The organism is Methylobacterium sp. WL116, from assembly GCF_008039455.1.
Classification (GTDB): domain Bacteria; phylum Pseudomonadota; class Alphaproteobacteria; order Rhizobiales; family Beijerinckiaceae; genus Methylobacterium.
Genome location: NZ_VRUV01000568.1, coordinates 1 through 2,728, shown reverse-complemented (window position 1 = coordinate 2,728; position 2,728 = coordinate 1). Strand labels below are relative to the sequence as shown.

Here is a 2,728-nt window from a genome sequence, read left to right as displayed (position 1 = left end):
GCCCCGGGGCGGTCCGCGCCGCGGCGATCGCGTCGGCGCCGTCCGCGGCGATGGCCTCGGCGGTGGTGCCCATGCGCAGCCAGGCCGAGACCGGCCGGGCGAAGCCGGCGATGTCCGAGGTCAGCGGCGCGTCGTGGATGCGGTGGTAGGTGGCGTGCTCGCCGACGATGTTGACGATCGGCGAGCGGGCGCGGCGCGCGTTGTGGAGGTTGGCCAGGCCGTTGGCGAGGCCGGGGCCGAGATGGAGCAGGGTCGAGGCCGGCTTGTCGGCCATGCGGGCGTAGCCGTCGGCGGCCCCCGTCGCGCCGCCCTCGAACAGGAACAGCACGCAGGCCATGCCCTCGACCCGGTCGAGCGCCGCCACGAAATGCATCTCGGAGGTGCCGGGATTGGTGAAGCACACCTCGACGCCGCCCGCGACCAGGGTGCGGACCAGGCTCTCGGCGCCGTTCATCGTCTCTGCCAACGCGCTCATCCCTCATCTGGCGGTCCGGAACCGCAGGCCCCGCCGGGAGCGAAACCTCCGAAGGCGCCATCGTGGTGCCGCGGGATAGGGCGGCGCAAGGCCCGGGCGCAACGCCCAAGACGCCATTGTCCTGCGGCACAACCCAAGATCGTTGGCGCAGGTCTTGCCCGGAGGGACTGTCCCCCTCGCCCGCAGGGGCCTCCCCCCTCGCCCGCAGGGGCTTTCCCGGACCCACGCATGAGAAGCCGCACGATGCTCGGCCGTACTCTGGCTGCCCTCGCCGTCACCACCGCGCTGGCCGCGCCGCCGGCGCTCGCCGAGAGCGTCCTGCGCATCGCGATGACCGCGACCGACATTCCCACCGCCACCGGCATGCCCAACAACGGCTTCGAGGGCATGCGCTTCCTCGGCTACCCGATCTTCGAGGGGCTGGTGCAGTGGGACCTCACCCGCACCGACCGGCCGGCCGGGCTGATGCCGGCGCTCGCCACCGCCTGGGAGCAGTCGGCCGAGGACAAGCGGGTCTGGACCTTCCACCTGCGCGACGGCGTGCGCTTCCACGACGGCGAAGCGTTCGCTGCCGACGCGGTGATCTGGAACCTCGACCGCTACTTCAAGAACGACAGCCCGCAATTCGAGGCGCAGGGCGCCGGCATCTCCCGCGCCCGGGTGCCGATCATGGGCAGCTACAAGAAGCTCGACGACAGGACGGTGCAGATCACCACCACGCAGGTGGCCTCGTACTTCCCCTACATGGCGGTGTACCTGCTGTTCACCTCCCCGAAATCGTTCGAGAAGGCCGGGCGCGACTGGGCCAAGGTGCAGGCGGTGCCGGCCGCCGGCACCGGGCCGTTCAAGCTGACCAAGGTGACGCCGCGGGAATCGGCGGATCTCGCCCGCAACGACGGCTACTGGGACAGGTCCCGCCTCGCCAAGGTCGACCGGGTCCGCCTGATGCCGATCCCCGAGGCCAACGCCCGGATCGCCGCGTTGCGGGCCGGCCAGGTCGACTGGATCGAGGTGCCGGCGCCCGACGCGATCCCGTCGCTGAAGGCCGCGGGCTTCGCCGTCACCACCGGCACCTACCCCCATGTCTGGCCGTGGATCTTCAACATCGGCGCGACCAACAGCCCGGTGAAGGACGTGCGCGTGCGCCAGGCCCTGAACTACTGCGTCGACCGCGCGGCGGTGGTCAGCTTCCTCAACGGCACCGCGGAGGCCGCCAGCGGCTGGTTCAACGACGGCAACCCGGATTTCGGCACCCCCAAGAACCGCTACGGCTTCGATCCGAAGCGGGGCAAGGCGCTGCTGGCCGAGGCCGGCTTCACCGCCAGGAACCCGCTCGCGCTGAAGATCATGATCTCGGCCTCGGGCTCGGGCCAGATGTCGCCGATGCCGATGAACGAGTTCCTGCAGGAGAACCTCAAGCAGGCCTGCGACGTCGACGTGTCGTTCAACGTCGTCGAGTGGCAGATCCTGCTGAACTCGAGCCGGGCGCTGCCCGACGCGGCCAGCCTGCAGGGCTCGAACGCCCTCAACGTCTCCTCGCCCACATCCGATGCGGGCGTGATGGTGCGCTACTTCGCGGCCGACCGGTTTCCGCCCAACGGCTTCAACTTCCCGAACTGGACCGACACGCCCTTCGACAAGGCCCTGAAAACGCTCGCCGAATCGAGCGACCCGGCCGAGATCTCGGCCGCCACCAAGGCCGCGCACGAGCGCCTCGTCGACGACCCGCCCTGGCTCTACGTCGTCCACGACCTCAACCCCCGCGGCATGAGCCCGAAGGTGAAAGGGTTCGTCTCGCCGCAGAGCTGGTTCGTCGACCTGACGCTGGTGAGCCTGCCGTAGCCGCGTCCGACGCTCGACGCCCCGTCGTTCCGGGGCCGCGTGAGCGGCGCCCCGGGACGACGGGATGGCACCCGACCACGACGACCGGACAATAAAGGGTCCTTCTGGATGACCGACACGACGAACGCCATCGCCGACCTCTCCGCGACCGAGCTCGCAAACAGAATTGCCGGCAAAACGCTGTCGCCGGTCGAGGCCGTGGCGGCGATGCTCGACCGCATCGCCGCCCGCGAGCCGAAGCTCCAGGCCTTCACCGAGGTGTTCGCCGACGATGCGCGGCTGGCGGCGGAGGGCGCGGACCGGGCGATCCGCTCCGGCCATGCGGTCGGGCCGCTGCACGGGGTGCCGATCGCGCTGAAGGACCTGATCGACCTCGAGGGCCGCATCACCCTGGGCGGCTCGGCCGCCCAC

At 70.7% G+C, this 2,728-nt stretch carries 3 protein-coding genes; 2 read left to right on the top strand and 1 reads right to left on the bottom strand.

Annotated elements, in window-relative coordinates; genetic code table 11:
- Positions 1-454: thiamine pyrophosphate-binding protein (locus tag FV223_RS24590; protein WP_246689796.1), on the bottom strand; the 454-nt coding region annotated here is incomplete at its 3' end.
- Between the two features lie 249 nt (positions 455-703).
- Here FV223_RS24590 and FV223_RS24585 point away from each other — a divergent pair.
- Positions 704-2,317 carry an ABC transporter substrate-binding protein gene (locus FV223_RS24585; RefSeq protein ID WP_246689795.1) on the top strand — a complete coding sequence of 538 codons (1,614 nt, stop codon included), beginning with the start codon at positions 704-706 and terminating at the stop codon, positions 2,315-2,317.
- Positions 2,318-2,425: 108 nt separating this feature from the next.
- The coding region (locus tag FV223_RS24580; RefSeq protein WP_246689794.1) for an amidase family protein at positions 2,426-2,728 on the top strand (303 nt) is incomplete at its 3' end.